The 24,253-nt window shown below is 66.9% G+C and carries 29 protein-coding genes; 25 read left to right on the top strand and 4 right to left on the bottom strand.

All coding sequences use genetic code 11. The annotated features are described in order from the left end of the window. The first annotated feature begins 7 nt into the window (after window positions 1–7). The 8 genes from rplF to AC3WLC_RS31615 all read left to right on the top strand — a co-directional run bounded on the left by rplF (window position 8) and on the right by AC3WLC_RS31615 (window position 4,815). Window positions 8–541 (top strand): 50S ribosomal protein L6, encoded by a 534-nt coding sequence (rplF, locus tag AC3WLC_RS31650; RefSeq protein ID WP_493687860.1) that lies wholly within the window; start codon window positions 8–10, stop codon window positions 539–541. An 11-nt stretch (window positions 542–552) separates the two neighbouring features. Beyond that, entirely contained in the window at window positions 553–915 is a 363-nt protein-coding gene (rplR, locus tag AC3WLC_RS31645; protein WP_493687859.1) for a 50S ribosomal protein L18, read from the top strand. Window positions 916–1,049: 134 nt separating this feature from the next. Further along, entirely contained in the window at window positions 1,050–1,610 is a 561-nt protein-coding gene (gene rpsE / locus AC3WLC_RS31640) for a 30S ribosomal protein S5 (protein ID WP_092159597.1), read from the top strand. 10 nt (window positions 1,611–1,620) lie between these two features. After that, entirely contained in the window at window positions 1,621–1,815 is a 195-nt protein-coding gene (rpmD, locus tag AC3WLC_RS31635; protein ID WP_091842304.1) for a 50S ribosomal protein L30, read from the top strand. Window positions 1,816–1,827: 12 nt separating this feature from the next. Further along, window positions 1,828–2,307 (top strand): 50S ribosomal protein L15, encoded by a 480-nt coding sequence (gene rplO / locus AC3WLC_RS31630; protein ID WP_493687858.1) that lies wholly within the window; start codon window positions 1,828–1,830, stop codon window positions 2,305–2,307. 212 nt (window positions 2,308–2,519) lie between these two features. Further along, complete coding sequence (secY, locus tag AC3WLC_RS31625; protein ID WP_346359053.1) at window positions 2,520–3,857, top strand: preprotein translocase subunit SecY; 1,338 nt, start codon at window positions 2,520–2,522, stop codon at window positions 3,855–3,857. Then, window positions 3,857–4,438 (top strand): adenylate kinase, encoded by a 582-nt coding sequence (locus AC3WLC_RS31620; protein WP_493687857.1) that lies wholly within the window; start codon window positions 3,857–3,859, stop codon window positions 4,436–4,438. Before secY ends, AC3WLC_RS31620 begins: the two co-directional genes overlap by 1 nt. Before the next feature lie 74 nt (window positions 4,439–4,512). Beyond that, complete coding sequence (locus AC3WLC_RS31615; RefSeq protein WP_493687856.1) at window positions 4,513–4,815, top strand: alkylphosphonate utilization protein; 303 nt, start codon at window positions 4,513–4,515, stop codon at window positions 4,813–4,815. A 24-nt stretch (window positions 4,816–4,839) separates the two neighbouring features. Here AC3WLC_RS31615 and AC3WLC_RS31610 read toward each other — a convergent pair whose 3' ends face one another. Continuing rightward, window positions 4,840–5,076 (bottom strand): antitoxin, encoded by a 237-nt coding sequence (locus AC3WLC_RS31610; RefSeq protein WP_493687855.1) that lies wholly within the window; start codon window positions 5,074–5,076, stop codon window positions 4,840–4,842. Window positions 5,077–5,450: 374 nt separating this feature from the next. Here AC3WLC_RS31610 and AC3WLC_RS31605 point away from each other — a divergent pair, with 374 nt between their 5' ends. The 10 genes from AC3WLC_RS31605 (at window position 5,451) to AC3WLC_RS31560 (ending at window position 15,841) form a co-directional block, all read left to right on the top strand. After that, a complete protein-coding gene (locus tag AC3WLC_RS31605; protein ID WP_493687854.1) occupies window positions 5,451–6,404 on the top strand; it encodes a hypothetical protein in 954 nt (317 codons plus the stop codon). A 190-nt stretch (window positions 6,405–6,594) separates the two neighbouring features. After that, window positions 6,595–7,791, top strand: coding sequence for an ABC transporter substrate-binding protein (locus AC3WLC_RS31600; protein ID WP_493687853.1), 1,197 nt, complete (start codon window positions 6,595–6,597; stop codon window positions 7,789–7,791). Between the two features lie 333 nt (window positions 7,792–8,124). Beyond that, the gene (gene rpsM, locus AC3WLC_RS31595) at window positions 8,125–8,493 is read left to right on the top strand and encodes a 30S ribosomal protein S13 (RefSeq protein ID WP_100962332.1); all 369 of its coding nucleotides are present in this window, start codon (window positions 8,125–8,127) and stop codon (window positions 8,491–8,493) included. Window positions 8,494–8,609: 116 nt separating this feature from the next. Further along, window positions 8,610–8,999 (top strand): 30S ribosomal protein S11, encoded by a 390-nt coding sequence (gene rpsK, locus AC3WLC_RS31590; RefSeq protein ID WP_043237079.1) that lies wholly within the window; start codon window positions 8,610–8,612, stop codon window positions 8,997–8,999. A 91-nt stretch (window positions 9,000–9,090) separates the two neighbouring features. After that, window positions 9,091–10,107, top strand: coding sequence for a DNA-directed RNA polymerase subunit alpha (locus tag AC3WLC_RS31585; protein WP_346359058.1), 1,017 nt, complete (start codon window positions 9,091–9,093; stop codon window positions 10,105–10,107). A gap of 112 nt (window positions 10,108–10,219) precedes the next feature. Further along, the gene (gene rplQ / locus AC3WLC_RS31580) at window positions 10,220–10,639 is read left to right on the top strand and encodes a 50S ribosomal protein L17 (RefSeq protein WP_100962331.1); all 420 of its coding nucleotides are present in this window, start codon (window positions 10,220–10,222) and stop codon (window positions 10,637–10,639) included. 127 nt (window positions 10,640–10,766) lie between these two features. After that, window positions 10,767–11,720 carry a CPBP family intramembrane glutamic endopeptidase gene (locus AC3WLC_RS31575; RefSeq protein ID WP_493687852.1) on the top strand — a complete coding sequence of 318 codons (954 nt, stop codon included), beginning with the start codon at window positions 10,767–10,769 and terminating at the stop codon, window positions 11,718–11,720. 149 nt (window positions 11,721–11,869) lie between these two features. Next, entirely contained in the window at window positions 11,870–12,826 is a 957-nt protein-coding gene (locus AC3WLC_RS31570; protein WP_493687851.1) for a tripartite tricarboxylate transporter substrate-binding protein, read from the top strand. Between the two features lie 221 nt (window positions 12,827–13,047). Beyond that, window positions 13,048–14,415 (top strand): DegQ family serine endoprotease, encoded by a 1,368-nt coding sequence (locus AC3WLC_RS31565; protein WP_493687850.1) that lies wholly within the window; start codon window positions 13,048–13,050, stop codon window positions 14,413–14,415. Between the two features lie 118 nt (window positions 14,416–14,533). Beyond that, window positions 14,534–15,841, top strand: coding sequence for a replication-associated recombination protein A (locus AC3WLC_RS31560; RefSeq protein ID WP_493687849.1), 1,308 nt, complete (start codon window positions 14,534–14,536; stop codon window positions 15,839–15,841). 150 nt (window positions 15,842–15,991) lie between these two features. Here AC3WLC_RS31560 and AC3WLC_RS31555 read toward each other — a convergent pair whose 3' ends face one another. Continuing rightward, entirely contained in the window at window positions 15,992–17,305 is a 1,314-nt protein-coding gene (locus AC3WLC_RS31555) for a hypothetical protein (RefSeq protein ID WP_493687848.1), read from the bottom strand. Window positions 17,306–17,393: 88 nt separating this feature from the next. After that, on the bottom strand, window positions 17,394–18,065 hold the full coding sequence (locus tag AC3WLC_RS31550) for a DUF998 domain-containing protein (protein WP_493687847.1): 672 nt from the start codon (window positions 18,063–18,065) through the stop codon (window positions 17,394–17,396). Between the two features lie 100 nt (window positions 18,066–18,165). Between AC3WLC_RS31550 and AC3WLC_RS31545 the strand changes: the two genes are divergently transcribed. From AC3WLC_RS31545 to AC3WLC_RS31525, 5 genes are all read left to right on the top strand, one after another. Beyond that, window positions 18,166–18,801, top strand: coding sequence for a TetR/AcrR family transcriptional regulator (locus AC3WLC_RS31545; protein WP_493687846.1), 636 nt, complete (start codon window positions 18,166–18,168; stop codon window positions 18,799–18,801). Between the two features lie 58 nt (window positions 18,802–18,859). Next, the gene (gene crcB, locus AC3WLC_RS31540; RefSeq protein WP_493687845.1) at window positions 18,860–19,243 is read left to right on the top strand and encodes a fluoride efflux transporter CrcB; all 384 of its coding nucleotides are present in this window, start codon (window positions 18,860–18,862) and stop codon (window positions 19,241–19,243) included. After that, the gene (locus AC3WLC_RS31535; RefSeq protein WP_493687844.1) at window positions 19,240–20,562 is read left to right on the top strand and encodes an RluA family pseudouridine synthase; all 1,323 of its coding nucleotides are present in this window, start codon (window positions 19,240–19,242) and stop codon (window positions 20,560–20,562) included. Before crcB ends, AC3WLC_RS31535 begins: the two co-directional genes overlap by 4 nt. A 106-nt stretch (window positions 20,563–20,668) precedes the next feature. Continuing rightward, a complete protein-coding gene (locus tag AC3WLC_RS31530) occupies window positions 20,669–21,163 on the top strand; it encodes a hypothetical protein (RefSeq protein ID WP_493687843.1) in 495 nt (164 codons plus the stop codon). Between the two features lie 72 nt (window positions 21,164–21,235). Next, entirely contained in the window at window positions 21,236–21,916 is a 681-nt protein-coding gene (locus tag AC3WLC_RS31525) for an HAD-IA family hydrolase (protein WP_493687842.1), read from the top strand. A gap of 27 nt (window positions 21,917–21,943) precedes the next feature. Here AC3WLC_RS31525 and AC3WLC_RS31520 read toward each other — a convergent pair whose 3' ends face one another. Next, window positions 21,944–23,320, bottom strand: coding sequence for a M20/M25/M40 family metallo-hydrolase (locus AC3WLC_RS31520; protein ID WP_493687841.1), 1,377 nt, complete (start codon window positions 23,318–23,320; stop codon window positions 21,944–21,946). Window positions 23,321–23,684: 364 nt separating this feature from the next. Here AC3WLC_RS31520 and AC3WLC_RS31515 point away from each other — a divergent pair, with 364 nt between their 5' ends. Together AC3WLC_RS31515 and AC3WLC_RS31510 are read left to right on the top strand one after the other, a co-directional pair. After that, window positions 23,685–24,032, top strand: a complete 348-nt coding sequence (locus AC3WLC_RS31515; protein ID WP_493687840.1) for a hypothetical protein — start codon at window positions 23,685–23,687, stop codon at window positions 24,030–24,032. A 147-nt stretch (window positions 24,033–24,179) separates the two neighbouring features. Continuing rightward, a partial coding sequence (locus AC3WLC_RS31510; RefSeq protein WP_493687864.1) for a biotin carboxylase N-terminal domain-containing protein occupies window positions 24,180–24,253 on the top strand: 74 nt, incomplete at its 3' end.

Below are 24,253 nucleotides of genomic sequence, written 5' to 3'. Positions count from 1 at the left end.
AGATTCAATGTCTCGTATCGGTAAGAAGCCCGTCTCGGTCCCCGCTGGCGTCACCGCCAACGTCTCGGGCCAGCTGGTCAAGGTCAAGGGCGCGAAGGGCGAGCTGTCCTTCGAGGTTCCCGAGGAGGTCTCGGTCGCCCTGGAGAACGGCGCCATCGCCGTCCAGCCGCGTTCGCAGACCAAGCGCGCCCGCGCGCTCTGGGGCACCTCGCGCGCCCGCATCAACAACCTGGTCGTCGGCACGACGGCCGGATTCGAGAAGAAGCTCGAGATCAACGGCGTCGGCTACAAGGCCGCGGTCGCCGGCAAGATCCTGAAGCTCTCGCTCGGTTACAGCCACGACATCGACTATCCGATCCCGGCCGGGGTCGCGATCGTCACGCCGAAGCCGACCGAGATCGTGATCTCCGGCATCGACAAGCAGGTCGTCGGTCAGACCGCCGCCGAGATCCGCGACTATCGCGGTCCCGAGCCCTACAAGGGCAAGGGCGTCAAGTACGCCGGCGAATTCATCTTCCGCAAGGAAGGCAAGAAGAAGTAAGGACGGCAGCCATGAGCAAGCAGACAGTTGCGACTGCGCGCCGCAAGGCCCGCGTCCGCCGCGCGATCAAGGCGGTGGCCAATGGCCGCGCCCGCCTGTCGGTGCACCGCACGGGCAAGCAGATCTATGCGCAGGTCATCGACGACACGAAGGGGCTGACGCTCGCTTCGGCCTCGTCGCTCGACAAGGACATCCGTGCCGACATCAAGTCGGGTGCGAATGTTGAGGCCGCGGCGAAGATCGGCAAGATCCTTGCCGAGCGCGCCGTCAAGGCCGGCGTCAAGGAGGTCGTGTTCGACCGCGGCGCCTATATGTACCATGGCCGCGTCAAGGCGCTGGCCGAGGCCGCTCGCGAAGGCGGGCTGAGCTTCTGATTGGTTGACTACCGCGGGATGCGGGAGGCCTCACGGGCTTCCCGCATGTCGCATTTGGGAAGCCGCTCCATTCCGGAGCGCTCGAGCGAGCGGCGGGCCACGATCGGTACCGTCCGCGCAAGTAAGAGGAAGACATGGCGAGAGAACCTCGTGACCGCGATCGCGAAGAGCGCGATTCGGAATTCGTGGACCGGCTGGTCCACATCAACCGCGTCGCCAAGGTGGTGAAGGGCGGCCGTCGCTTCGGCTTTGCTGCCCTCGTCGTCGTCGGCGACCAGAAGGGCCGCGTCGGCTTCGGCCACGGCAAGGCCCGTGAAGTTCCCGAGGCGATCCGCAAGGCGACGGAAGCCGCCAAGCGCGGCCTCGTCCGCATCCCGCTGCGCGAAGGCCGCACGCTCCATCACGACGTCCAGGGCCGCCATGGCGCCGGCAAGGTCGTGCTGCGCGCTGCCCCGGCCGGTACCGGCATCATCGCCGGCGGCCCGATGCGCGCCGTCTTCGAGGCGGTCGGCATGCAGGACGTGGTTTCGAAGTCGCTCGGCTCGTCGAACCCGTACAACCTCGTGCGCGCCACCTTCGATGCGCTGAAGAACGAGGATTCGCCGCGCAGCGTCGCCGCGCGTCGCTCGCTCAAGGTTTCGGCCCTGCAGACCCGCCGCCGCGATGCTGGCGCGGATGCCGGCGCGGACGCGTGAGGAGGGCTCGATGGCAAAGGCTGAGAAGACCTTCACCGTCGAGCAGATCGGTTCGCCGATCCGCCGCGACGCCTCGCAGCGCCAGACCCTGATCGGTCTCGGCCTGAACAAGATCCGCCGCCAATCGACCCTGCAGGACACGCCGGCTGCGCGTGGCATGGTCGAGAAGGTCAAGCACCTCGTCCGCGTCGTCGACGCGAAGTGAGGAGGGCGCACCATGAAACTCACTGATATTCGTGACAACGAAGGCGCGACCAAGTCGCGCATCCGCGTCGGCCGCGGCATCGGCTCCGGCAAGGGCAAGACCGGCGGGCGTGGCGTCAAGGGCCAGAAGGCTCGCGCCGGCGTGGCGGTCAAGGGCTTCGAAGGCGGCCAGATGCCGCTCTATCGGCGCCTGCCGAAGCGTGGCTTCCACAACCTGTTCGCCAAGGATCTGAACGAGGTCAATCTCGGTCGCATCCAGCAGGCGGTCGAAGCCGGGAAGCTCGATGCCAAGGGTGCCGTGACGGTCGAGGCGCTGGTCGCCGCCGGCGTCATCACCCGGCAGGCCAAGGACGGCGTCAAGATCCTCGGCGTCGGCGAGCTCAAGGCGAAGCTCGCCTTCGAGGTCGCCGGTGCGTCGAAGTCGGCCGTCGAGGCGATCGAGAAGGCTGGCGGCACGGTCAAGATCCTGGCGGCTGCCGCTTCACAGGCGTGACTTCCACGCTTACATGACTAACGCGAGCGGCGGCCGGGCCCGAAGCCTTGGCCGCCGTTCGACTGTCTGGCGCATGTTCCGTTCGACCGGTCCCGGTTGAGCGATCAGAATGGGCGCTGCGACAGAATCCCTGGGCATGTTCTCTTCGCAAAAGTGGTACCCACCTTTGTGGAACAGGCCCTCGACCAGAGAATCACCCAAGGACCGGACGCATGGCATCGGCGGCTGAACAGCTTGCGGCAAACCTGAACTTCGGCGCGCTGGCCAAGGCCGACGAGCTGAAGAAGCGGATCTGGTTCACGCTGGGGGCGCTGATCGTCTACCGGCTCGGCACCTATATCCCGCTGCCCGGTATGAACCCGGATGCGGTCGCCGACCTGTTCAAGCAGACCCAGACGGGCGTGCTCGGCCTGTTCAATATGTTCTCCGGCGGTGCGGTCGGCCGGCTCGCGATCTTCGCGCTGGCGATCATGCCGTACATCTCGGCTTCGATCATCATCCAGCTGCTCTCCAGCGTTGTCCCGACCTTCGAGACGCTGAAGAAGGAAGGCGAGGCGGGCCGCAAGATTCTCAACCAGTACACGCGCTACCTGACGCTGGTGCTGGCGCTGTTCCAGGCCTGGGGCATCGGCGTGGGTCTTCAAGGCTCGGGTAATCTCGTGCTCGAACCCGGGCCGTTCTTCCTGATCTCGACCACCATCACGCTGGTCGGCGGCACCATGTTCCTGCTCTGGCTCGGCGAGCAGATCACCAGCCGCGGTATCGGCAACGGCACGTCGATGATCATCTTCGCCGGCATCATCGCCGAGTTCCCGGCCCAGCTGGCTCAGACCCTCGAGCTCGGCCGCCAGGGCGCGATCTCGACCGGCCTGCTGTTGCTCGTCATGGTGATGGCGGTCTGCGTCATCGCCTTCGTGGTCTTCGTCGAGCGCGCCCAGCGCCGCCTCCTGATCAACTACCCCAAGCGCCAGGTCGGCAACCGCATGTATGAGGGCCAGACCTCGTTCCTGCCGCTGAAGCTCAACACCGCCGGCGTGATCCCGCCGATCTTCGCCTCCTCGCTGCTGCTGCTGCCGACCACGATCGCCAGCTTCTCGCAGGCTTCGGGCGGCACCGGCATCCTGTCGACGATGGCGACCTATCTCGCGCATGGCCGGCCGCTGTTCATGTTCCTCTATGCGGCGCTGATCATCTTCTTCTGCTTCTTCTACACCGCGATCGTGTTCAATCCGGTCGAGACGGCGGACAACCTCAAGAAGCATGGCGGCTTCATGCCCGGCATCCGCCCGGGCGAGCGCACCGCCGAGCATATCGACCGGGTGCTGACCCGGATCACCGTGCTGGGCGCCGCCTATTTGACTATCGTCTGCTTGATCCCGGAGTTCATGATCACCTATGCCCAGATTCCGATCATCCTGCTCGGCGGCACCTCGCTGCTGATCGTGGTGACGACGACGATGGACACGGTCGCTCAGGTCCATGGTCATCTCCTGGCCCATCAGTATGAGGGGCTGGTCAAGAAGGCGAAGTTGAGGGGGGCAAGGCGCTGATGAGGCTGATTTTCCTGGGGCCGCCGGGGGCGGGTAAAGGCACTCAGGCGACACGGATCGTCGCGAAGCACGGCATTCCGCAACTTTCGACCGGCGATATGCTGCGCGCCGCCGTGGCGGCCGGCACCCCGGTCGGCCTCAAGGCGAAGGCGGTGATGGATGCTGGCGGGCTGGTCTCGGACGAGATCGTCATCGGCATCGTCGCCGACCGCATCGAAGAAGCCGATGCGAAGAAGGGCTTCATCCTAGACGGTTTCCCGCGCACGCTGGCGCAAGCCGAGGCGCTCGACTCGATGCTGGCCGGCAAGGGGCTGAAGCTCGACAAGGTGCTGGAGCTCCGCGTCGACCAGAGCAAGCTGGTCGACCGGATCGTGCGTCGCGCCGAGGAGGCCAAGGCCGCCGGCCAGCCGGTGCGCAAGGACGACGACCCGGAGGTCTTCAAGACCCGGCTCGAAGCCTATAACCGCGATACCGCGATCGTCGCGCCCTATTACGACAAGCGTGGCCAGCTCACCCCGATCGACGGTATGCAGCCGATCGAGCAGGTTGCGACTGCGATCGACCAGGCGCTGGCCGGCTGATCGCCAGCCCGATTGATCATTCAGAGGCCGCGCGGTTCTCGCCGCGCGGCTTTTTCTTGCGATGGAGCGTACCAATGGCCGATGGCGACGACGACTATGTCTATGACGAGGCGACCGGCGAATGGCGCCCGGCCTCGGAGCTGGCGGCCGCTGCGGCGCAGCGGCCCGAGGTCCGCGATGCCTCCGGCAACATCCTGGCCGACGGCGATGCGGTGACGCTGATCAAGGACCTCAAGGTCAAGGGCGCCAACCAGACCCTGAAGCAGGGCACGCTGATCCGCTCGATCCGGCTGACGGACAATCCCGAGGAGATCGACTGCCGGCACGAGAGCATCAAGGGGCTGGTGCTGCGCACGGAATTCGTGCGCAAGCGGTGAGCCGAACAGCGGCGGGGGCGAGCGTTAAAGGTTACGCTCGGAAGCCGGCGGCGGATCGTCGATCTCGGTGGAAGCCTCTTCGAGTGGCTCCAGACTTGCGAGCAGATCGGACAGGCCCCGTTTCGCCAGCGGCTCGATGACAAGGCGGTCACCGTCGCGACGGATCGACGCCTCGTCGCCGGGAAGCTCGAATTCGACGGGGATGCGAACGGTTTGATTGCCGCCATCGCGGAACAATCTGACATGCCGGGTCTCGTTCATTGGCCCCTCCGGCGTTGTTTGTCATTTGCCCCTATACGGACCTCAACAAGCTATAGCACCCGGCTTTTACCCGGAGCCATGCCGTCATCCTGGACAAGCGGCGAGGCCGCGCAGCTCCGGGATCCATCCTAGGGCTCCGAAACTTTACGATGGATCCCGGGCCGAGCTTCGCTCGCCCAGGATGACAACCGTGGTTCCAGTGGAAGTCGGCACACGCTCCAGACGTGTCAGCAGGCGTCTGGCGAGAGCCTTGGCGCAACGGGAAGCTCCTGTGAGCATCATCGCAGCCCACCGATCGTGAGATCTGAAGCCCTGGCGTTCCAAACCCGCCGAGTTGTGGCATCCTGTAGCCTGGAAGAGCGGGCGGGCTGGCCGTGCAGGTCGATCCTTCGGATGTCCATCAGACGCTCGAATACTGGCTGGACGCGGAATTCGCGAGCTGGCTGCCGATCGGCTTGCTGACCCTCTTCTGCGGCCTTTTCATCTTCGCGATGGAGATTCCCCACTGGCCGCGTCCGGGCGAGACCTTCGGCGCATCCGCGGCGATCCTCGTCGGCATCGGCCTCTTGGTCTTCGCGCTGCGGAGACGGTTCCGGCGGGGCAAGCCGGTCTATGTGCTGTCTCCGGACGGGGTGCACATACGCTGGTCGTCATCGCGCAAGGAGGGCTTCATCCCCTGGCGCGAGATCAGGGGTATCGACACGATCGATATCGTGGTCTGGCACTGGCTGGCGCGCTATCCGCGGAATCTGCACTACAACGATGTCAGCGTGGTGCTGGTCACCAAGCAGTTCTACTGGGCGAACCTGCACATCAAGTCGCTGTTCCAACGCGGGCCATATTGGCACCAGACGGCCTTCATCGCGAAGGGCGACGTGGTCCAGTGCGCCTTGCATGCGGAATTCGTCGCCGTCGAGCCGCAAGTGCTGCGCGCCGCGGTCGAGCTGCGCTGGCGGGCCTTCGGCGGAGAACCTGACAGGCCGAGGCCGAGCGTGCCGGTGGTCTATGCCGCGCGCCGGCCGGATGCGACCGAGGCGCAGGCTGTGGCCGGCCGGAAGGTGGTCGCGGCGGGCGGGACGCCACGACCGTTCTCGGCCTGGGATACGATCAAGATCGTGCTGCCGCTGATCGGCATCGTCGTTGCCGGCAGCAACCTCGCCGGAATCTGGTCGACCGAGGGGCAAGTCACGGCTCTTGCGAAAAAGCGGGAATGGCAGGAATGGAACGCCCGCTACCACCGGGAGCGGCGGGAGCTCGACGAGAAGCAGCAGAAGCAGCGCGAGGAGATCGACGAGGCGATGCGGCGCGCTTTCATAAAGCCTTACTGATCGGCAGCCCGTGCGCATTTGCGCCAGCGCAGGCGCGGTTTCGCGCGCCGCGGTTGCAATTGACACATCTCCTCCCGCCGATTGAACTCGGCCCCAGGCCCATGATGGCCAAGACATGGCGGCGGCAGCCGACGGCCGGTGGCATCAGCCATCGCCGGCTGGCCGACCGGCCGGAAACCGGGAGGACGGCATGAAACGGGTTGCTTGCCTTGTGGCGGCGGCGCTGCTGGCGACGGCATCGAGCGTGCGTGCGCAGGACGCGGTCAAGATCGGCATCCTCAACGACCAGTCGGGCAATTATGCCGAATTCGGTGGGCTCGGCTCTGTCGAGGCGGCCAAGCTCGCGATCGAGGATTTCGGCGGCTCGGTGCTGGGCAAGCCGATCGAGATCGTCTCGGGCGACCACCAGAACAAGCCGGACGTCGCCGCCGGCCTGGCGCGGCGCTGGTACGATGTCGACGGCGTCACCGCCATCGCCGACCTGACCAATTCCGCGGTCGCGCTCGCGGTCGCCGGCATCGCCAAGGAAAAGCAGAAGGTCGCGCTCTACAACGGGCCGGCGACGACACGGCTGTTCAATGAGGACTGCTCGGCGACGGGCTTCATGTGGACCTTCGACACGGCGACCTCGGCCAAGGGCACGGCGCTGTCGATCCTGCGCGAGGGCGGGGACACATGGTACATCATCGCCGCCGACTACGCCTTCGGCCATCAGCTCACCGCCGATATCGAGGCGATCGTCGCGGCCAATAAGGGCAAGACGCTGGGCACGGTGCGCGCGCCGCTGTCGACGCCGGACTTCTCCTCCTTCCTGCTGCAGGCGCAGGCCTCCAAGGCCAAGATCGTGGCGTTCGCCAATGCCGGCACCGACACGATCAACTCGATCAAGCAGGCCGGCGAGTTCGGCCTGGTCGATGGCGGCCAGAAGCTCGCCGCCATGGTCGTGGTGCTGAGCGACGTGCATGGCCTCGGCCTCGACAAGGCCAAGGGGCTGATCACCACCACCGCCTATTACCACGACGCCGACAAGCCGAGCCGCGACTGGGCCGACCGCTACATGGCGCGGACCAAGAAGATGCCGGGCATGATCCAGGCCAGCGTCTATTCCTCGGTGCTGCATTATCTCAAGGCGGTGAAGGCGGCCGGCTCGGCGGCGGGACCTGCGGTGGCGGCCAAGATGAAGGAGCTACCGGTCGAGGACTTCTATGCGCCCGGCGCCAAGATCCGCGAAGACGGTCGCCTGATGAACGACATGCTGCTGGTCGAGGCCAAGGCGCCCTCCGAATCGAAGGCGCCGTGGGACTATTTCAAGGTGGTCCGCAAGATCCCGGCTGCCGAGATCATTGCGCCACTGTCGGAGAGCAAGTGCCCGTTGGTGAAGAAGTAGGAGAATTCTCCCGGATCGAAGTCGGCTGTCGCGGCTTCGACACTTTGAGTTGCTTATCTCGGGCAAGCCTGAGATGAGTGGGAGAAGGGAAGGCGGCCTTGCCGGTCTTGGCATGTTTCTTGGGTGCGACGGGTTGACTCGTTGCGCTCAACCCGTTAACGACCCGCCATCCGGTTTCAGATGAGCGATGCCGATGCCTTCGGGAGAAGGGACGGCGTCGCGTTTGCGTATGGATCGGGTTCAACGCTCCGCAAGGGCCGGCCTCCACCGGACGCGGAGTTATCGTCATTGCCGTAACGCTCGGCGTTGCGGCCCGATGGAGAGGTGAAGAACATGGCTCGTATCGCGGGCGTCAACATTCCGACTGGCAAGCGCGTCGTCATCGGTCTGCAGTACATTCACGGCATCGGCGCCCACAAGGCCAAGGAGATCTGCGAGAAGGTCGGCATCGCCGCCGAGCGCCGGGTCAACCAACTGACCGACGCCGAGGTCCTGCAGATTCGCGAGACGATCGACCGCGACTATCTCGTCGAGGGCGATCTGCGCCGCGAAGTCTCGATGAACATCAAGCGCCTGATGGACCTCGGCTGCTATCGCGGCCTGCGTCATCGCCGCTCGCTGCCGGTGCGCGGCCAGCGCACCCACACCAACGCCCGCACCCGTAAGGGCAAGGCGAAGCCGATCGCCGGCAAGAAGAAGTGAGTTTCGGCGGGCCGGGCAACCGGTCCGCTGCAATGGCCGCCTGATCCCTCTCGGAGCAGGCGGCGTCCCCAGCGCCTGGCATCACGGGCGCGCCTGAAGGATGGAAGAAAGAGACTATGGCCAAGGAAGCCCAACGCGTCCGTCGTCGCGAACGCAAGAACATCGTTTCCGGCGTCGCGCATGTGAACGCCTCGTTCAACAACACCATGATCACCATCACCGACGCGCAGGGCAACACGATCTCGTGGTCGTCCGCCGGCACGATGGGTTTCAAGGGTTCGCGCAAGTCGACCCCCTATGCCGCTCAGGTCGCGGCTGAGGACGCTGCCCGCAAGGCTGCCGAGCATGGCATGCGCACCCTTGAGGTCGAGGTCACCGGTCCGGGTTCGGGCCGCGAGTCGGCGCTGCGCGCGCTGCAGGCCGCCGGCTTCACCGTCACCTCGATCCGCGACGTGACGCCGATCCCGCACAATGGCTGCCGGCCGCGCAAGCGCCGCCGCGTCTGACGCCACGCCGGATCGAAGCGGCGTCCGCAGGGGCGGACGCCGGTACGGGGCGGCCCGCCGCCGCCATTATTGAAGCACCAGGAGTGCGGTCGTGATCAGCAAGAACTGGCAGGATCTGTCCAAGCCGAACAAGCTCGAAGTCAAGGTCGGAGACGACCCGAAGCGTCTGGCCACCGTGATCGCGCGTCCGCTCGAGCGCGGCTTCGGCATGACGCTCGGCAATGCGCTGCGTCGCGTGCTGCTCTCCTCGCTTCAGGGCGCTGCCGTCACCGCCGTCCAGATCGACGGCGTACTGCATGAGTTCTCCTCGATCCCGGGCGTTCGCGAGGACGTCACCGACATCGTCCTGAACATCAAGGCGATTGCCATCAAGATGCAGGGCGAGGGTCCCAAGCGCATGACCCTGCGCAAGACCGGCCCGGGCGTCGTCACCGCCGGCGACATCAACACCATCGGCGACGTCTCGATCCTCAATCCCGAGCTCGTGCTCTGCACGCTCGACGATGGGGCCGAGATTCGCATGGAGTTCACGGTCAACACCGGCAAGGGCTATGTCCCCTCCGAGCAGAACCGTCCCGAGGACGCGCCGATCGGCCTGATCCCGGTCGACAGCCTCTACTCGCCGGTCAAGAAGGTCTCCTATCGCGTCGAGAACACCCGCGAGGGCCAGAACCTCGACCGCGACATGCTGACCATGCAGATCGAGACCAACGGCTCGGTCACCCCCGAGGATGCGCTGGCGCTCGCCGCCCGCATCCTGCAGGACCAGCTTGCCGTCTTCATCACCTTCGAAGAGCCGCGCAAGGAAGAGGCCGTCTCGACCGCGCCGCAGCTGCCGTTCAACCCGGCTCTGCTCAAGAAGGTCGACGAGCTCGAGCTGTCGGTCCGCTCGGCGAACTGCCTGAAGAACGACAACATCGTCTATATCGGCGACCTCATCCAGAAGTCGGAAGGCGAGATGCTGCGCACCCCGAACTTCGGCCGCAAGTCGCTGAACGAGATCAAGGAAGTGCTCGCCACTATGGGCCTCCATCTCGGCATGGACGTGCAGGGCTGGCCGCCGGAGAACATCGAAGAGCTGGCGAAGCGCTTCGAAGAGCATTACTGAGACCCCGGCGCGGGGCAAACCCGCGCCATTCCCCGCCCGGCGTCAGATGCGTCGGAGCATAAAGGACGGCCGTTCCGTGGCACGGCGGCCGTAAGCAACGAAGGAGCCAAACATGCGTCACGGTTTCCGCGGTCGTCGTTTCAACCGCACGGCCGAGCATCGCCAGGCGATGTTCGCCAACATGGCCCAGGCCCTGATCAAGCACGAGCAGATCACCACCACGCTGCCGAAGGCCAAGGACCTGCGTCCGGTCGTCGAGAAGCTGGTCACGCTCGGCAAGCGCGGCGACCTGCACGCCCGCCGCCAGGCGATCGCGCAGATCAAGGACGTCGCTTTGGTCGGCAAGCTCTTCGCGGTCCTCGGCCCGCGCTACAAGGAGCGCAATGGCGGCTATCTGCGTATCATGAAGGCCGGCTTCCGCTTCGGCGACAACGCCCCGCTCGCCGTGATCGAGTTCGTCGATCGCGATGTCGACGCCAAGGGCAAGGATTCCGGCCCGGTCTTCACGGCGGATGACGAGCAGGCGGCCTGAGTCTTTCAGGCAGCAAGCATTTCGGAAAGGGCGGTCCTCGGGCCGCCCTTTTTTTGTTCGCCGGGCCTGACGTGCCGGGGCTTCGACGTCTATACGCATACGGGTGGATGCGAGCCTGGATATCCTGATGCGAGAGAGCCGTTTTGCCGCCTATGTTGACGCGGCTCGCAATGGGAAGAACGCGCTGTGGCGCATCCTCCTCTCGGTCGCGATGGTCGCCGTCATTTGGTTCGCCGGATCGTTTGCCTTCGTCTATGGCGCGGCGGTCTTCATCTTGGTCCGCGACGGGACACGGCCGGAGAGCTTCGGAGGTGTCCTCGCGCTCATCGACCTGACGGAACTGACCGGCGACCGGATCTGGCCCTTCGTCATGCTGCTGTCGATCGCGCCGCTCTGGCTCGCCGTCTGGCTGGTCGTGAAGGTCGTCCACCGGCGGCCGCTGCGCGGCGTGCTCGGCATAGAGGGGCGCCTGTACTGGCCGGACTTCGCCAGAAGTGCGCTCGTCACGCTGGTCGTCGGCTTCGTGATCGGGCCGATCGCTTTGCTCATCGATCCGACCATCGTCCGCGGCAGTGCCAGCCTGTCCAGCTGGCTGGCGGCGGCGCCTCTGCTCCTCGTCATCCTGTCCCTGCAAACCTCAGCCGAAGAGCTGGTGTTTCGCGGCTACCTCCATCAGGCGCTGGCGGCGCGCTTCGCGACGCCGATCATCTGGTTCGCCATGCCGACGCTGCTGTTCACAGCGATGCATTGGCAAAGCCAGGCTTCGATGGCGATGAACCTGGCGAGCATCTTCGTCATCCTCGGCTTCTCGCTGAGCATGAGCTGGCTTCTGATGGCGAGCGGCAATCTGGCAGCGGCGATGGGCGCGCATTTCGCCAATAATATCGGCGCTGTCATGCTGTTCTCCTACCAGCCGGACCTCGGCCGCGCCGCATTGTTCATGGGGCGCTCGATCTTCGATCAAGGCTGGACGCAGACGCAGGCGGTGATGTTCGCGCTGTATGGTGTTCTGGTCATCGCCGTGGCGCAGGTCCTGCTCCTGCACCGGGCCTCACCCGTACGGCTGCGATCGTTGCCATAGCGGCGTAGGCACCCGCGATTGCTGCGGGAAATTGTTGCTCCCGCTCGCGCTTTTCGCTGCGTCAGGCCGATGCTAGCGTCACCTCAAACCGGGCAAGGCGGTGCAATGCCGCTTCGGAAACACGCCTGGTGTCGAGGGAGATGTTTCGCATGAAGCGCGCTGCGCTGGCCCTTCTGGCCGCCATTGCCGCCCTGCCGGCGCAGGCCCAGGACAAGTATCCGTCGAAGCCGATCAACATGTTGGTGCCGTTCGCGGCCGGCGGCTCCTCCGACGTGATCGCGCGTCTCGTCGGCGAGGAGATGGCGCAGGTTCTCGGCCAGCGCATCGTGATGGAGAACATGGGCGGGGCGGGCGGCGCGACAGCGCTGACGCGCGCGGCAAGGGCCGAGCCCGACGGCTACACCATCGTGATCGGCAACAGCGGCACCAATGCCGCCTCCTACACGATCTACAACGACCTGAAATACACCCCGGCCGATTTCGTGCCGGTCGGCCTCGTCGCCAAGACCTCGCCGATGATCGCGCTGAAGCTCGACTTCCCGGCCAAGGATCTCAAGGAGTTTCTCGCCTACGCCAAGGCGAATCCCGGCAAGATCAGCCTCGGCCATGCCGGCGTCGGCTCCTCGAACTATCTGATCTGCCGCAACTTCCTGAAGGCGTCCGGCCTCGACGTGGCGCTGGTGAGCTATCGCGGCGCGGGCCCGGCGCTGAACGACCTGATGGGTGGGCAGATCGACGGCGTCTGCGATGCCGCAACCTCGCTCTCCGGCGCCGTCCAGGGCAACAAGGTCAAGGCGCTGGTGGTAGCGACGCCGCAGCGCCTGCCGAGCCTGCCCGATGTGCCGACCTCGGCGGAAGCCGGCCTGCCGGTCTTCCAGGCCCAGGGCTGGAACGCGATCTTCGCGCCAAAGGGCACGCCGCAGCCGGTGATCGATCGCCTGAACCAGGCGCTGCGCACGGCCCTCGCCAGCGAGAAGCTGCATGCGCGCTTCAAGGAACTCTCCTCGGTGCTGCCCGAGAAGGAGGAGATGTCGCCGGAGTTCGTCGCCAGGATGGTTCCGGCCGAGATCGAGAAGTACAAGGTGCTGCTCAGCGACGCCAAATAAGCGCGCAGGCTGGCGCAAAGCCGCCACGATTCCCATCTCTAGGTTCGGCGAGCCGGTGCCGCGCCGGCTTCGGTGCGTTCGGCGCTCGGCATTTGCCGCCGCGCAGGTTTCCGCTATCGCGTAGCTTGCAGCGCTTTATCGACTCACGTCCCAAGCGGGAGATATTCATGGTTCAATCCAGCGTCCGAGGCCTGCGGCCCACAATGATGGCGGCGTGCCTGATGCTGTTGCCGGCAGGCGCCGCGCTCGCGCAGACCCGGCAGGTGCCCGAGGCGCGCCAGCAGATCACGCTGTCCTTCGCGCCCGTTGTGCAGAAGACGGCGCCCTCGGTCGTCAACGTCTATGGGGCACGGGTCGAGCGGCGGCCGCAGAACCCGTTCATGGACGATCCGTTCTTCCGCCGCTTCTTCGGCGATGGTGGCTTCGGCCTGCCGCGCGAGCAGGTGCAGCGCTCGCTCGGCTCGGGCGTGATCGTCGATGCCGCCGGGCTCGTCGTCACCAACAACCACGTCATCGAGGGCATGACCGAGGTCAAGGTGGCGCTGGCCGACAAGCGCGAATACGAGGCGACGATCCTGCTGCGCGACCCGCGTACCGATCTTGCCGTGCTCAAGCTCAAGGGCGCCAAGGAACTCGCCGCCATCGAGCTCGGCGAGTCCGACGCGCTGCAGATCGGCGATCTCGTCCTGGCGATCGGCAACCCCTTCGGCGTCGGCCAGACGGTGACGCAGGGCATCGTCTCGGCGCTGGCCCGCACCCAGGTCGGCGTCGGCGACGCCCAGTCCTTCATCCAGACCGACGCCGCGATCAATCCCGGCAATTCCGGCGGCGCGCTGGTCGACATGCAGGGCCGGCTCACCGGCATCAACACCGCGATCTTCTCGAAGTCCGGCGGCAGCGTCGGCATTGGCTTCGCCATTCCCTCGGCCATGGTCCGCGTCGTCGTCGACAGCGCCAAGACTGGTGCGACGACGGTACGCCGGGCCTGGTTCGGGGCGCGGCTGCAGGCGCTGACCCAGGACGTTGCCGACGGGCTCGGGCTCGATCGGCCGGCCGGCTCGGTGGTCGCGAGCGTGGTCGATGCGGGGCCTGCGGCGGAAGGCGGCCTCAAGCGCTCGGACGTGATCCTCGCCGTCGACGGCATCGGCGTCGATGATCCCGAGAGCTTCGGCTACCGCTTCGCGACGCGGCCGATCGGCGGCACGACGCAGCTCACCGTGCTGCGCGGCGGCAAGCGCATCACCATCCCCGTCAAGCTGCGGCCGGCGCCGGAGACGCGCCCGCGCGAGCCGGTCAAGGTCGCTGGCCGCTCGCCCTTCACCGGGTTGACGGTGCTGAACCTCTCGCCCGCCGTCGCCGAGGAACTCTCGATCGACCTCTCGACCGAGGGCGTCGTCGTCGGCGAGATCGAGGAGGGCAGCCCGGCCGCTCGCGTCGGCTTCCAGAAGGGCGATCTCATCCTGGCGATCAATGGCGAGCGCATCGCCGCCTCGCGCGAGATCGAGCTGGCGACGCGCGAGCGCAAGCGCTCCTGGGAGGTGACGATCTCGCGTGGCGGCCAGACGGTGACCTCGACGTTCGGCGGGTGAGGGGGCTGGACATGGCCGTCATTCTCGGGCGAAGCGAAGCGCAGACCCGAGAATCTCGTGACCAGATAGCTGGTTTCCGAGATGCTCGGGTCAAGCCCGAGCATGACGACCGATTGCCATGACCGACCTCTTCTCAGCATCCGGCCTCGACAAGTCCGGCCCGCGCCCGCTCGCCGACCGGGTGCGGCCGACGACGCTCGGCGAGGTCGCGGGCCAGGACCACCTGACCGGCGAGGACGGGGTCCTGAGCCGGCTGATCGCCTCCGGCTCGCTCGGCAGCCTGATCTTCTGGGGGCCGCCCGGCACCGGTAAGACGACCGTCGCACGTCTGCTGGCGGGGGTGACCGATCTCGGTTTCGAGCAGATCAGCGCGATCTTCTCGGGGGTCGCCGACCTGAAGAAGGTCTTCGACGCCGCCCGCGGCCGCCGGCTCGGCGGCCGGGGTACCTTGCTGTTCGTCGACGAGATCCACCGCTTCAACCGGGCCCAGCAGGACGCCTTCCTGCCGGTGATGGAGGACGGCACGATCACGCTGGTCGGCGCCACCACCGAGAACCCGTCCTTCGCGCTCAACGCGGCGCTGCTCTCGCGAGCCCGCGTCCTGACATTCAAGGCGCTCGACGAGGGCGCGCTGCTCTTCATGCTCGGCCGGGCCGAGGCGCTGGAGAACCGCAAACTGCCGCTGACGCCGGAGGCGCGGCTCGCGCTGGCGCGCTTCGCCGATGGCGACGGGCGGGCGGTGTTGACGCTCGCCGAGGAGACCTGGCGCGCCGCCAAGCCGGGCGAGATATTCGACGAGGCCGGCCTTTCGGAGGTGATCCAGCGCCGCGCGCCGATCTACGACAAGGCGCAGGACGGCCACTACAATCTGATCTCGGCGCTGCACAAGACGATCCGCGGCTCCGATCCCGATGCGGCGCTCTACTACTTCGCCCGCATGCTCGATGCCGGCGAGGATCCGCGCTTCCTGGCGCGGCGCCTTGTCCGCATGGCGGTCGAGGATATCGGCCTCGCCGACCCGCAGGCGCTGGTGCACGCCCGCGCTGCGGCCGAGACCTATGAGCAGCTCGGCTCGCCCGAGGGCGAGCTCGCCCTCGCCAATACGGTGATCTATCTCGCCACCGCGCCGAAATCGAACGCGGCCTACGTCGCCTACAAGGCGGCGATGCGCACCGCCAAGCAGGCGGGCTCGCTGACGCCACCCAAGACCATCCTGAACGCCCCGACCAAGCTGATGAAGGAAGAGGGCTACGGCGCCGACTACGCCTATGACCATGACGCGCCCGACGCCTTCTCCGGCCAGAACTACTGGCCGGATGCGCTCGGCCGCCAGCTTTTCTACGATCCGCCGGAGCGCGGCTTCGAACGCGAGATCAGGAAGCGGTTGGAGTACTGGGAGAAGCTGCGGCAGGAGCGCGGGGAGTAGGGCCCGCTCGCCCTCGCCGTCATGCTCGGGCTTGACCCGAGCATCTCTTGCCGCATGAGGTGCCAGCCAGTGCCTTCTCGTCACAAGATTCTCGGGTCTGCGCTTCGCTTTGCCCGAGAATGACGCGCTCATGCGGCCGACGCGTTCGCTTCAAAAGCTGCGCTCAATAAAGACCTGTGTCGAGATCTGCCGCCCTGCCAACCCCGCCGCGATGTCGCGGCCGGTGAGCGCGATCCTCGCCCAGGCGACCGAGCTCTCGATGCCGGCCTTGAAGCCCTCGACCGGGGTCCAGACCAGATTGGCGGCGAAGCGGTCGATCCTGACCTCGCCGCGGATCTGGTTGGCGAGCAGCGGCACTGCGAGCCAGTAGCGGCTGAGATAGACGTTGCTGGCGAGCTCGTCGGTCCATTCGAAGCGGCCGGAGACGACGGCCGAGAAGCCGCGCGTGGCGTCGCTCGCCAGCAGCACGCGGTTGACGATGCGGGCATCGAGCACCGAGCCGATATAGGGCGCGCCGTCGATCGCGCCCGCGATCTGGCCGGTCAGGCTCCAGCCATGGCCGAGGGCCTCGCCCTCATAGGTCGCGCCGATGATGCCTGCACGGCCGAAGCGTCTGGGCGTGCCGGGAATCTCGCGCAGGGCGAGGGCGCCATGGATGGTCCAGCCGCCCTGCTCATAGACGAGGCGGCCGACCGCATCCGGGAACCGCCGTCCGGTCTGGACCGGTGCGGTCGAGGAGGTGTTGCCGAGCGCTGGGTCCTCGAGGGCGAGCGTCGCCGTCCAGCTCTCGGTCAGCGGCAGTTCCAGCGCGATGATGCCGACGGTGCGTGAAGGCACGCGCGCCGAGAAGATGAACTCGTCGCCGGTCCAGAAGGCGAAGCGCGAGGAATCGAGGCCGAAGGTCCAGGGGCCGATCAGGATGGTCGCCTCGTCGATCGAAGGATCGCTGGCGCCGTCGACCGGGCTGTAAAGCGTGAAGCCGAAGGCGGTGCCGACCCGCAGGCCCGAGGCGAGCTCGTGCGAGGTCGCGATGCGGAAGGCGGCGCTGACCGGGAAGGAGGTCGTGGCGGAGGGAGCCGGCGGGCCGTTGCGCGAGGCGCGGAAGGAATCGCGCTGCATGCCGGCGCTGACCGTGCCGGTGATCGAGAGGCAGGTCGCCGACCCCGGCAGGACGAGGCCACGCTCCGGCGGGTCCTCGTCCTCGTCGTCGTCATCATCGTCGCTGTCGTCGTCCGCCTCGTCCTTGTCGGCGGCGGCTGGCGTGTTGGCGAAGAGCGGCGGGGTCTCGGGAAGCGTGATGGTGCAGGCGCGGGCGAAGCTTGGGGCTTGCGCCGGGCGCGACGGCAGGCGCGGCGATGCGGCGAAGGCGGTCTGCGAGAGGAGCGCGAGGCTAAGGCCGGCAGGCAGGATCGCGCGCCAAACCGCGCCGATGTGCTGACCTCCCGATTCAGAATCGCATGCCATCGGCGCGATGATCACCCTCTGCGCTCCGGCGTTTCTGCCGGTCGCGGCGGTGGCAAGTCAATCGCGCGCCGATGGAATGCCGGCCGGATCAGGCCGCCGATGCTGCCCGGGGTGGGAATGCCCCGGTGACTGGCGCTTCGCTGCGGATCGCGAAGGCGACGAGCGAGAACCAGCCGAAGAGCACGAGACCGGCGCCGCCGACGATCACGCCCACCCAGGACGGATTGGCCATGCTCGCCGCAACGAGCACTGGGGCGAGCAGCGCCGAGACGATGCTGTAGAGCGCCCAGCCGCGCTTGCCGACGGTGTTGAACCGGCGCGCCAGGACGAAGCAGGCCGCGATCAGCGACAGGAACGAGACGAGGAAGGCGACCATGTGCGCCGCGCCGGTCGCACTCATCTGCGGCGCCTGGCCAGGGGCGGGGAGGGGATCGGGCCCGAACAGACCGGCGCCGATCATGCCGATTCCATAGAGCCCGGCGAGGATCGGGCCGGCCGTACCGCCGCGCTGGCCACGCAGGGCTCGGCGCAAGCCGAGCGCGCCGGCGAGCGCCAGGGCGCCGGTCAGCAGGAAGTTGGCGACCTGGATCCAGCCGAGCTCGCCGAGTGCGAGGAAGCTGATTGGTTGGGTGCGGATGTCGTAGCCCGGCCTCAACGCCAGCTGCAGGGCAGCGAGCGCGTAGAAGACGGGTGTGCTGGCGACGCCGCAGGCGAGGAGGGTGCGATCGAGCGGCGCGGATTGGGACGAGGCGGTTTGCATCTGGCTCTCCATGAGCGAACAGGCTAGATTGAAACTGAACGGTTTAGTTCAACTAAACTGTGTAGTTTCGTTTCTGCTGTCAAGCCCCTGGGAAGCCGCCATGTCGCAAGCCACTCTCGACCGCTCCGAGCGCAAGCGCGGCACCGTCCTCGACGCGGCGACGAGCCTGTTCCTGAGCAAGGGCTATGACGGCACCACCATGGACGAGGTGGCGGCCCTGGCCGGTGTGTCGAAGCCGACGCTCTACCGCTATTTCGCCGACAAGGAGCGGCTCTACGCCGCGATCGTCGCCGCGACGACCGACAATATCGACGGGCTGCTGAGGCTGGTGGCCGATGAGCTCGCCGCCTCCGATGATCCGAGGGAAGGGCTGGGGCGGCTTGCCGGCAAGTTCCTGACCGCGCTGATGCAGCCGGAGCTGCTGCGCCTGCGCCGGCTGGTGATCGCCAATGCCGAGCGCTTTCCCGAGGTCGGGCAGGGCTGGTTCTCGCGCGGCTTCGAACGCGTGCTGGAGACGCTCGCCGCCGCCTTCCAGCGCTATGCTGCGAACGGCCGCCTGCAACTCGACGAGCCGCTGATGGCGGCCAATCATTTCGCCGGGCTGGTGCTGTGGATCCCGCTGAACCGTGCGATGTTCAGCGGCAGCTGCGAGAGCGACCCGGCCGAGCTCGCACGCTATGCCGACGCTGCAGTCGATGCTTTTCTACGGGGATATGGGACTGAAGTGGCGAAGTGAGCTGCAATCGCAGCGGATTTCGTTTGTCTGCGGTCGCAGGGCGCTCTATGCCTCGGGGATGCTTTCCACCGCTCTCGTCTTCCTCGGCGCCGGCATCGGCGGCGTGCTCCGGCACGGCGTCAACGTCGTCTCGCTGAAATGGCTCGGCGCCTCGTTCCCCTATGGCACGATGGCGATCAACATCATCGGCTCGGGCGTAATGGGGCTCGTCGCCGGTTTCCTCGCTTTCAAGGCCGGCGAAGGCTGGACGCAGAATGCGCGGCTCTTCCTCGCCACTGGCATTCTGGGCGGCTTCACCACCTTCTCGGCCTTCTCGCTCGATGCCGTGCTGCTCTGGGAGCGCGGCGAGGCGATGCTGGCGGCGGTCTATGTGCTCGGCTCGGTCGCGCTGTCGCTGGTGGCGCTGGTCGCCGGGCTCGCTCTGGTCAGGGGACTGTCATGAGAACCGGTGGCAAAGGGACGGGCGGTCCTCCGCGAGGCAATGGCCCCAAGCGCGGCGGCAGGCCGCCCGCTTCCGGCGCGCCGAAGGGCAAGCGCCCGAGCCATGATGCGCGCCGCTCGGCCCGTGCCGCCGGCAGGCCGCGCCCGGCCGAGGAGGAGGTTGTCCGTACCGAGCCGACGCGCAACCCGAAGCCGCATCATCCCGCCCCGAGGGCCGCAAGCCCGCGCACGCCTGCACCGCGCAAGCCCGCGACACGCAAGCCGCCGATCACGGATGTGCCGACGCGCGCCGAGGTCAAGGCCATCACCGCCGAGGTGCTCTCGACCGGTGTGCAACAGCTGGTGGTGACGCCGGATGAGAACGAGATGCGGATCGATCGCTTCCTCGAGGCCCGCTTCCCGCAGCTCTCCTTCAGCCATATCCAGCGGATCGTCCGGAAGGGCGAACTGCGCGTCAACGGCAAGCGTGCCGACAGCAAGGACCGGCTCGAGGCCGGCCAGACCGTGCGCATCCCGCCGCTGAAGCTGGAGCAGGCGGCGGAGCGGCCGCGCTCGGCCAAGGCCGATGCCGACACGATCGGCTTCCTGCGCTCGATCACGCTCTATGAGGATGAGGACGTCATGGTCCTCAACAAGCCGGCGGGCCTGGCCGTGCAGGGCGGCTCGGGCACGACCCGCCATGTCGACGGCATGCTGGCGGCCTTGACCGGCAAGGATGGGCAGAAGCCGCGTCTCGTCCACCGGCTCGACAAGGACACGGCCGGCTGCCTGGTCATCGCCAAGTCGCGCTTTGCCGCGGCGACGTTGGCCAAGACCTTCCGCTCGCGTTCGGCCCGCAAGGTCTACTGGGCGCTGGTCTATCATGTCCCGCGCGTGAAGCAGGGCCGGATCTCGACCTATCTCGCGCGCGAGGAAGCCTATGACGGCGACCAGCGTATGGCCGTCGCCGAGCATGGTGGAGAGGGCGCGATGCACGCGGTGACCTACTATGCTGTGGTCGAGACCGCGGCGCAGAAGCTCGCCTGGCTCTCGCTCAAACCTGTGACCGGGCGCACTCATCAGCTGCGTGCCCACGCCGCCCATATCGGCCATCCGATCGTCGGCGATCCCAAATACTTCGACATCCAGAACTGGGAGATGCCCGGCGGCATCCAGAACAAGCTGCACCTGCTGGCGCGGCGGATCGTGCTGCCGCATCCGCGCGGCAAGGGCACGATCGATGTCAGCGCGCCGCTGCCGCCGCATATGCGCCAGAGCTGGAACCTGCTCGGCTTCGAGGATGCGCCCTACGACCCGATCGTGGATGCGCCGGACGAGTGAGGCTCGCACGAAAAAGTTGCGTGACCTGACGTAAGAACACTTGTCGAACAAAACGCGATATGTTCTAAGTTTGTTCCTGTGAACTCGTCATCACGGGAGGCTTTCCATGTTGCGCATCGCCTTGCTTGCCGCCGGCCTCGTTCTGTCGTTTTCGTCTGCGGGCCTTGCCCAGTCGCAGCCGGCGCCTGCCACTCCGAAGTCGGCCGCTGCGGCGGATGAGTCGGTGCCGCGCGCTGCCCGCGCCGAGGCGCGGCGCGACTGCTATGCCGAGAACATCGCGCTCTCCGGCGACGATCTGCGCCACGCCATGCGCGACTGCATGCAGGAGCGCTTTCCCGGCGCGAAGCTCTATGCCAGCGACGGCCTGACCCGCGACGGTAAGCCGACCGCGGCGACGGCGCGGGCCGCCTGCAAGCAGGAGGCCGATGCCGGTGGCCTCAAGGGCGCCGAGCGGACGGCGGCGCTGGTCGCCTGCTTTAACGGCAAGCGTCCTGACCTCGCGCAGCGCGCCGAATGCCGCAAGGAGGCGCGCGGCAAGGGGCTCGACGGCGATGCCTTGAAGGCGGCGATCGCCGAATGCGGCCGCAACCCGCAAGGGTGAGGCCGTTGCGGCATGAGGGCCTTGCGCCGGTGGAGATGGCGGGCTGCCGTCATCTCCTGTAGAGCGCGGCGCATGGATCTCATTATCTTCGACCTCGACGGCACGCTGATCAATTCCGAGGCGATCATCCTCGGCGCGCAATACGAGACCTTCGCGCGCTGTGGCCGTGTCCATCCGGGCCGAGAGGCCGGTCTTAGCGTCATCGGGCTGACCCTCGACATCGCGCTGATGCGGGTTGCCGGGCTCACCGAGCCGGACGATGTGCTGACGCAGACCTATCGCGAGGTCTTCAACGGCATGCGGCAGCGGGCGGAGACCGACCCGGCCTTGGCGGAGCCGCTCTTTCCCGGCGTGGTCGAACTGCTGGCGGCTCTGTCGCAGCGGCCGGCCACGGTGCTCGGCATCGCCACCGGCAAGTCGCGCCGCGGCGCCGACTATATCGTCGAGCGCCATGGCTGGGCGCCGATGTTCAGGACGATCCAGACCGCGGACGACGCTATCTCGAAGCCGCATCCGGAGATGATCCTGCGGGCGATCGCCGAAACCGGCGTCAGGCCAGAGCGGACGCTGATGGTCGGCGACAGCACCTTCGACATGGAGATGGCGGTGGCGGCCGGCGTGACTCCGGTCGCTGTCTCCTGGGGCTTCCAGCCGGTTGCGGCGCTGCAGGCGGCCGGGGCGCGTCATGTGATCGAGAGCTGCGCCGAGCTCACCGGCATCGTCGATCGGCTGGCGGTGGCGGAACCGGCCTGAGGCAATCAGGGCGACCCCGAAGTCCGCTCAGGACGACTTGAACTCTCCGAGTTCGTGCAGCAGCGCCGCGCCGGTGCGCAGCCCGCTGTAGAAGCAGTCGAGCGTCAGGTTCTCGTTCGGGGCGTGGTTGGCCTCGTCGGGATTGGCGTAGGGCGTGACGAAGGCGGGGATGCCGAGGATTTTTGTGAAGACATAGCCGGGCAGGCTGCCGAAGCCGGCCGGGATCAGCAGCGGCTCGACGCCCTGCGCCGCGACGAAGGCCCGGCGCAAAGGCGCGGTGAAGGGCGAGGCGATCGGCGTCTTCGAGGGCTGCATGCCGGCATCGGCGGCGATGAACTCGACCTCCGGCGCATGCTCGGCGACATGCGCCGCGACCTTGCGCAGGATGTCCTGCGGATCCTGCGCCTCGACCAGGCGGATATCGCATTTCACCAGGGCTTCGTTGGGCAGGACCGTCTTGGAGCCGGGGCCGCCATAGCCGCCATGGAAGCCGTTGATGGTCAGCGTCGGGCGGAAGCAGAGGCGCTCGTAGAAGGCCCGGTCCGCCGGCGCGTCGAGCCTGGCCAGGCCGAGGCTGTGCTTCACCGCCTCGATGTCGAGCGGCAGGGCCTCGATCGCAGCAAGCTCTTCTCGTGTCGGCGCTTCGATATCGTCATGCAGACCGACAATCGTGATCTCGCCTGCAGCATTTTTCATGGTGCCGAGCAGATGCACCAGCGTCCAGACCGGGTTCGGCACGACGCCGCCGAAATTGCCGGAATGCACGTCGCGAACGGCATGGCGGCAGCGCAATTCGAAGGAGACCACGCCGCGCGAGCCGAACTTGATCGCCGCCGCGCCGCTGGCATGGCGCGGCCCGTCGGCGGTGACGGCAAGGTCGGCCGCGAGCATCGCCTTGTTGGCCTGGACGAAGCCGGCGATGTTCGGGCTGCCGATCTCCTCTTCGCCTTCCAAGAGCAGGATGACGTTGCAGGGCAAGGTCCCGTGCACCGCGAGATGGGATTCGATCGCCAGGATCTGGGCGAAATGCTGGCCCTTGTTGTCGCCGACGCCGCGCGCATAGATCCGCCCGTCGCGGATCGTCGGCTCGAAGGGCGGCGAGAGCCATTTGTCGAGCGGGTCCGGCGGCTGCACGTCGTAATGGCCGTAGAGCAGTACGGTCGGCTTGCCCGGCGCCTTCCGCCAGCGTGCGACCACCATGGGATGGCCGTCGGTCGGCACCAGGCTGGTCTCAAGCCCGATCCCGGTCAGCATCTCGACCAGGAGCGCGCCGACTTCGGCGATGCCGATATTCTCGGCGCTGATGCTGGGATGGCGCAGATAGGCGAGCAGGCGATCGAGGAAGGCGCTGCGATTGGCTTCGATATGCGCGAAAACCGCAGCAAGGGAGTCGGAAGAAGCCATGGTCGCGCTGCCTGCCCGGTGTGAGGATTTGCGATCACGGTAGAGTGCGGCGCGCCTGCGTCCAATGCTCCAGACGCAGTCCGGAAAAGCGCTGACGGACAAGCGGGACTGATGGGCAGGTAACATCCTCGCAACCACGCTGACTCAGCACCGTTTAACCTGAACGGGCGTTCAGATTTGCGCGTTAACCACCTGATGACTGGCCCGGCCGCATCGTCTTCACACGACAGGGACAAGCCGACACACAACAACGTCGGACAGGGGTTGAACGATGATTGGCCACGAACTTCGCGAATTCGTCGATCACGTGATGGACAGGCGCGTGATCGACGATGAAGACGTCCGAATTCTTCAGCGTGAAATCTTGCACGAAGCTGTGCTGACCCGCGACATCATCGATGTGCTGGTGGCGCTCGACCGCGCCGTCGCCGACAAGTCGCCGCTCTTCGCCGATGTGCTGCTGGCGTTCTGCGTCGACTTCTCGGTCTGGGAGAGCCGCCCGACCGGCCGGATCGACCGCGACAAGGCGCATTGGCTGGTGACGACGCTCTCGGCCGGCGACGGCCCGACGCCGCTGGCGCAGAAGATCGCCTTCGAGGTTGTCCGCGAAGCCGAGTCCTGCGACGAGGCGCTGGTCAGCTTCGCCTTGCGCAAGGCCGATGCCCGGATTTCCACCGCCCCGGTCGCCCAGCGCGTGGTGCTGGCGAGCTGAGGCCGTCCGGAACACGGAGCGTTCACGCCCGGCCGCCGCCGGGCGTTTGCGCACGTTGCAAAACTTTCGCATCAGTGGACGGATGCGCTTGCCTCCCGTAAAGCCCGCGCTGCACAATCAAAGTTCCGGGCCGGGGGGACGCCACGCATGTTCTCGAAGATATTGATCGCGAACCGTGGCGAGATCGCCTGCCGTGTGATCAAGACGGCCAAGCGGATGGG

Source organism: Allobosea sp. GW821-FHT03A12 (assembly GCF_058986765.1).
This window is presented reverse-complemented; position numbering and strand designations above follow the sequence as displayed.

Coding starts and splice junctions, on each gene's coding strand:
- AC3WLC_RS31610 (WP_493687855.1), bottom strand. CDS start 5,076: ATGAACGAGACCCGGCATGTCAGATTGTTCCGCGATGGCGGCAATCAA.
- AC3WLC_RS31575 (WP_493687852.1), top strand. CDS start 10,767: ATGCGAGAGAGCCGTTTTGCCGCCTATGTTGACGCGGCTCGCAATGGG.
- AC3WLC_RS31560 (WP_493687849.1), top strand. CDS start 14,534: ATGACCGACCTCTTCTCAGCATCCGGCCTCGACAAGTCCGGCCCGCGC.
- rpsE (WP_092159597.1), top strand. CDS start 1,050: ATGGCGAGAGAACCTCGTGACCGCGATCGCGAAGAGCGCGATTCGGAA.
- AC3WLC_RS31555 (WP_493687848.1), bottom strand. CDS start 17,305: ATGGCATGCGATTCTGAATCGGGAGGTCAGCACATCGGCGCGGTTTGG.
- AC3WLC_RS31615 (WP_493687856.1), top strand. CDS start 4,513: ATGGCCGATGGCGACGACGACTATGTCTATGACGAGGCGACCGGCGAA.
- AC3WLC_RS31530 (WP_493687843.1), top strand. CDS start 20,669: ATGTTGCGCATCGCCTTGCTTGCCGCCGGCCTCGTTCTGTCGTTTTCG.
- AC3WLC_RS31600 (WP_493687853.1), top strand. CDS start 6,595: ATGAAACGGGTTGCTTGCCTTGTGGCGGCGGCGCTGCTGGCGACGGCA.
- rplR (WP_493687859.1), top strand. CDS start 553: ATGAGCAAGCAGACAGTTGCGACTGCGCGCCGCAAGGCCCGCGTCCGC.
- crcB (WP_493687845.1), top strand. CDS start 18,860: ATGCTTTCCACCGCTCTCGTCTTCCTCGGCGCCGGCATCGGCGGCGTG.
- rpsK (WP_043237079.1), top strand. CDS start 8,610: ATGGCCAAGGAAGCCCAACGCGTCCGTCGTCGCGAACGCAAGAACATC.
- AC3WLC_RS31545 (WP_493687846.1), top strand. CDS start 18,166: ATGTCGCAAGCCACTCTCGACCGCTCCGAGCGCAAGCGCGGCACCGTC.
- rpsM (WP_100962332.1), top strand. CDS start 8,125: ATGGCTCGTATCGCGGGCGTCAACATTCCGACTGGCAAGCGCGTCGTC.
- AC3WLC_RS31520 (WP_493687841.1), bottom strand. CDS start 23,320: ATGGCTTCTTCCGACTCCCTTGCTGCGGTTTTCGCGCATATCGAAGCC.
- AC3WLC_RS31565 (WP_493687850.1), top strand. CDS start 13,048: ATGCTGTTGCCGGCAGGCGCCGCGCTCGCGCAGACCCGGCAGGTGCCC.
- AC3WLC_RS31620 (WP_493687857.1), top strand. CDS start 3,857: ATGAGGCTGATTTTCCTGGGGCCGCCGGGGGCGGGTAAAGGCACTCAG.
- AC3WLC_RS31550 (WP_493687847.1), bottom strand. CDS start 18,065: ATGCAAACCGCCTCGTCCCAATCCGCGCCGCTCGATCGCACCCTCCTC.
- AC3WLC_RS31535 (WP_493687844.1), top strand. CDS start 19,240: ATGAGAACCGGTGGCAAAGGGACGGGCGGTCCTCCGCGAGGCAATGGC.
- rplO (WP_493687858.1), top strand. CDS start 1,828: ATGAAACTCACTGATATTCGTGACAACGAAGGCGCGACCAAGTCGCGC.
- AC3WLC_RS31570 (WP_493687851.1), top strand. CDS start 11,870: ATGAAGCGCGCTGCGCTGGCCCTTCTGGCCGCCATTGCCGCCCTGCCG.
- secY (WP_346359053.1), top strand. CDS start 2,520: ATGGCATCGGCGGCTGAACAGCTTGCGGCAAACCTGAACTTCGGCGCG.
- AC3WLC_RS31525 (WP_493687842.1), top strand. CDS start 21,236: ATGGATCTCATTATCTTCGACCTCGACGGCACGCTGATCAATTCCGAG.
- rpmD (WP_091842304.1), top strand. CDS start 1,621: ATGGCAAAGGCTGAGAAGACCTTCACCGTCGAGCAGATCGGTTCGCCG.
- rplF (WP_493687860.1), top strand. CDS start 8: ATGTCTCGTATCGGTAAGAAGCCCGTCTCGGTCCCCGCTGGCGTCACC.
- rplQ (WP_100962331.1), top strand. CDS start 10,220: ATGCGTCACGGTTTCCGCGGTCGTCGTTTCAACCGCACGGCCGAGCAT.